The 4,666-nt window shown below is 40.4% G+C and carries 3 protein-coding genes; all 3 read right to left on the reverse strand.

Annotation, left to right across the window (positions count from 1 at the left end; genetic code table 11):
* Nucleotides 1-156: TIGR00159 family protein (locus tag QME58_14060; protein ID MDI6804940.1), on the reverse strand; the 156-nt coding region annotated here is incomplete at its 3' end.
* Between the two features lie 9 nt (nt 157-165).
* The gene (folP, locus tag QME58_14065) at nt 166-1,005 is read right to left on the reverse strand and encodes a dihydropteroate synthase (GenBank protein MDI6804941.1); all 840 of its coding nucleotides are present in this window, start codon (nt 1,003-1,005) and stop codon (nt 166-168) included.
* A gap of 141 nt (nt 1,006-1,146) precedes the next feature.
* A complete protein-coding gene (locus QME58_14070) occupies nt 1,147-4,515 on the reverse strand; it encodes a T9SS type A sorting domain-containing protein (protein MDI6804942.1) in 3,369 nt (1,122 codons plus the stop codon).
* Between the last annotated feature and the right edge of the window lie 151 nt (nt 4,516-4,666).

Below are 4,666 nucleotides of genomic sequence, written 5' to 3' on the forward strand. Positions count from 1 at the left end.
CGAGAATGCTATGATTAAAAGCAGTCCGACGAAAATTTGAGCGGCTATCGTTCCACGCATTATCAAATAAAGCCGGTAGAAGATGAAAGTTACCACTACAATATCGAGTATATCAACTAATGTAACTGTTAAAAACCCAATTTTAAAAAGTTCCAATTGATATCCTCATTTTAATGTATCAATTATTTTTGCAACGCGTTTCATTTCTTTAACATCGTGTACACGAATTATATTTGCACCGTTCATAATTGAGACTGCCACAGCCGCGGCGGTTCCTTCTAATCTTTCAGCAATAGGTAAATCGAGTATTGTTCCGATAAAAGATTTTCTTGATGGACCTACAAGAACCGGATAGCCGAGTTCCTGAAATTCTTTTAACCTTTTGAATATTTCTATGTTATGTTCAAGTTTCTTTCCAAAGCCGATACCGGGGTCTATAATAATTTGTTTGATGCCATTTTCGATAGATTTTTTAATCGCTTGGAATAAATAAGATTTTATTTCAGGAATAAGATCTTTGTATTCCGGATTTTGCTGCATCGTTTTCGGTTTATCTTTGGTGTGCATTAAAACGACCGAGGCATTATACTTCGAGACAACTGCAGGCATCCGGTGGTCGAAGTGAAAGCTGCTGATGTCATTCACGATTACTGCACCGCTTTGAAGTGCTTTTTCTGCAACCTCAGATTTTGTAGTATCGATTGATATAGGGATAGTAGTTTTATTAACAAGCTGTTCAATAACCGGGATAACTCGATTTAGTTCTTCTCTGACGCTGACCGACTCAGAACCGGGACGGGTTGATTCGCCGCCAACATCAATAAAATCAGCACCTTCATCAGCCATCCATAAAGCATGGTCGATTGCTTTTGAGCTGTTTAAATATTTTCCACCATCTGAGAAAGAATCGGGAGTTACATTCAAAATTCCCATAATGAAGGTTCGGTTCGACAAATCGTATTCTACTGAACCAAACTTGTAAATTTTATTGATAGAGTGTACCATCGTTCAGAAAAAATATACAAAAATTTTGGAGGTATAACAAAAAAGCCCCAGCTAAAATTATGCTGGGGCTTGAATGAATATTTTGTGGATAATAAATTAGAAACACTAAACTCTAAATCCTAACCAAATTCCAAGTTCAAATTATTTGAGTAGTATCATCTTCCGAATTTGGACAAAAGTTTTGCTTGGGTCGCTCACACCAACTGCGTTTATCTTATAAAAATAGATACCATTCGACAAATTAGCACCGTTAAACTCCACATCATAATATCCAGCTTCTTTGTATCCATCTGAAAGGGTGGTTACAACACGACCTAAAACATCATATATTCTTATATCTACATGAGATTTTGTTGGAATTGAAAACTTTATTTTAGTCGTTGGATTGAATGGATTCGGATAGTTTTGGTAAAGTTTGTATTCACCCGGGATTAGAGAACCCTGATCATTAACACCAAGCAGTTCGTTCTGAATCCATAGTGTGTCATCTACAGTTCCATCGTTTCCACGATCAATCAGGATTTGCATTGTGGTGTCGTTAGCAAAATTATTCCAATTAGGAACAAACACGTATCCCGCACTGCCGTCGATTTGAATTCCTGTCTTTGAAAATATCACCAATCCGTTTTGCGAGTTATGTTCGATACGAATATCAAAATTAATAGTTGATATCCCAGTGTGTGAAAGTTTAAGCTGATCAAGCATAAAAGCTGCAACAGTTATTGAATCTCCCTGCATCACATCGAAATTATTTACTCTAAACACTTTCTCTGCATTAGGTTCTTCCACGACAAGCTTCATGTCTACCTTCTTAGTTTGCAGATCGTTATTGATCATTCGCATAGTGGTCATGTCACTAATTTCTAACTGATCCTCCTGGAGAGGTGCGACTCCATGATGTTGAAAAGTCATAACTGAAGAATCAGAGATCAAGCTGAATGAGATTGTCGAATCAGATGCTTCACCCAAGGTAACTGAGTAGCGGCCCAGCGGAAGAAGATAACCTATTGGTGGAGCTTCTCTGGAATCCAGCGGAATCAAAGGTCCGGCACCTGAAATTTCATTGAAGAACTCTTGATTCTGGTATCCGATTCTGTTTCCCTGCATATCTTTGATAAGAATTGATGACCTGGAAGATGAATATAGCTCACAGTATTTCGAAGAAGCGAGACTTTGTTTGCCTGCAGTAATTACCGGCGGTCCATTAAATGATAATGCACGCGTTAAAGTATCGTTAGAATAGTAACTGGAAACTGGATCCATAAGCATCAATCCTTTTGCACCACCCCAACCGGTCCAGTTCGAGTAATCCCATGTGTCTGCTACTGTATCTACTATTATTCTTGCGTTGTAGTCGGTGTGATAGCTGTTATCATATACTGATATCCAATAGTTCTGAGGATTGATTGTGTCTTGTTCGAGTTTATAAGGGACAATTGCATGCGCTGCAGGGTCGCCTGTTTGCTTATAAATATTTAAGACCTTAACATCTCTCGTATCATTAAGAAAATCATTGCGCAGTTCCTGAAGGGTTTGTGTTGGAGTTATTGTTGACCAACGGGGTAGGACGTATGCATAATGTGTCGCACCGCTTGTATAGATTTGGAGCTGATTTATGACACTGCGGACACTGTCGGTACACACAACACCTTCAAGCGCGCTGAAACCTGGCATCTGCGGAAAAGTTGTAAGGAACCGCGTCTTATCCTCAAACGCCATAAGTGATGATGTCGAGAAACCAAAACAAGATCCTCCCCACTCTCCTTTGATCGATGCCCATTTCGTCAATGCCTTCTCTTTATATCCAGTCGAGGTAGGCGACCAATAGCATTGAGCAACACCAAATGCTCTAACAAAATTTGGCCAGTCGGAAAAATTGCTGTCTGCTGCCGCTCTGAATGGATACATAGAGTCGAAAGGATAAAACGTACCTGTTACCGGATCGATGGAGGTTACATAATTGAATTGCAGCCACCAACTCTGGGGCCAAATCCATTTTGCTTCATTCCCGAAAGAATATTGGTGGCGCGGTTGTGAAAAATTTTCATACTGACCAGACGAGTTATACCTCGTTAGATAAGTGCCTTTTACTTTAAACATTTCGCTGCGACCACTGTCGGATCCACTACTCGCCACAATTTTGATTAAACATTTTGCTGACATAACATCATTAGGCATCATCCATGGGAAAGATCCAGAGTCGCCCGGAACTCCACTCGCGATAAGGTGTTGGGTAACTCCGCTGTCTGTGCTGAAGAATATGTTCACCGAGTCGATATTTTTATAGCAAGTCCACCGGATTGTATCTACAGTTCCGGCAAGCCAAAAAGAACCTTTTATCGGTTTCCAAACCATAATAGGACCTGGGTTTAGCACAACCCTGTATCCTTTATTGTAAAATCCACCCGAATCGATTCCCCAACCGACAATAACATTTCCATTAGCAGAAATTCCGGTAGCCCCCCAAAGCCTGATATTATTCAAAATTATACCGTGGGAATTCTGAAGAAATAATTTCAAATCCTGAAATACACTGCTTCCTGCATCCCAGATAATAGCACGTTGTTCGGGTTTTTTACTCGATAGTCCGACGATGCGCCTACCATCAGCCGTGATTGCTTTAGGATCGGTACTGTCCCCAAGAACAGCCGTAACTCCACCCACAGTCAACCGATATGACCAAGAAGGATAAGGTGTATTCTTCTGTACGATAACTACATTACCATTTGTTGAAGCACAGACTGCTTTACTATACGGTGGATATGTGAATCCCAAATACTTCATTCCAGTACTATCCCATTTCGCTGCAGTCTGGGCTCCTGTTACCGCACTTGGTTGCGCGCTACCAACAGCTACTGATCCATCAGGCGATATTCCATAAACACGACTTATCGCATGAACACCTGGAAGATAACTCACACTACTACCAGTCCATCGGGATGCACGTGAATGATAATTGAAATAGGGCGAGCTTGGGGAACCACCTATAAATGTAGAGTCAACATCTCCGACGATGTTAATTCCTGCAGCATCAACCGCCCATGCTCGTGACATCTTGTACCCCATAGATGGTAATGCTGTAATTCCACCTGAGGATGACCAACGTACCGCATTATACAAATAATGCACACTATTGCCGACCTTAATCGTATCATACGCTGAATATCCCACAATCACCATACCGTCGTTTGAAACACCCAATGCAATACTGGACGGAGAAGGAAGAAGAGTTGGATTGAGGTCCTGTAATATAACTAAACCTGTTTTCTCATTCCAACGAAAAGCCTTATTGTTATACCCCCCGACAACGACCCTTCCGTCGGGTGAGACTGCGTAAGGATTTACGTTATCTCCCAACCATGTGAATTTGCTGTACCCGCTTGCTGATTGAATGCTACTCCCTTCAGTATTGTTATCTCCTTGAATGCTAACCTGTCCGGATAAAAAATAAAATGGCATAAAGGATATCGTGAGTATTATTAATATTACTCTACTGTAAAATTTTTCCATAAAATATTCCATAATAGTTGAGTTTGGTTTAAAAGATAAAGCAAGGAGTTTTCCCAAAGAAATCTCCCACACCAGTGATTAATTCCTGGATATTACCTAAGGGCAGTTCCAAAAATTCAAATATAAGTTTAGTGTTATAGATTTTATCGTC

It is taken from the genome of Bacteroidota bacterium, from assembly GCA_030017895.1.
Classification (GTDB): Bacteria; Bacteroidota; Ignavibacteria; order UBA10030; family BY39; genus JASEGV01.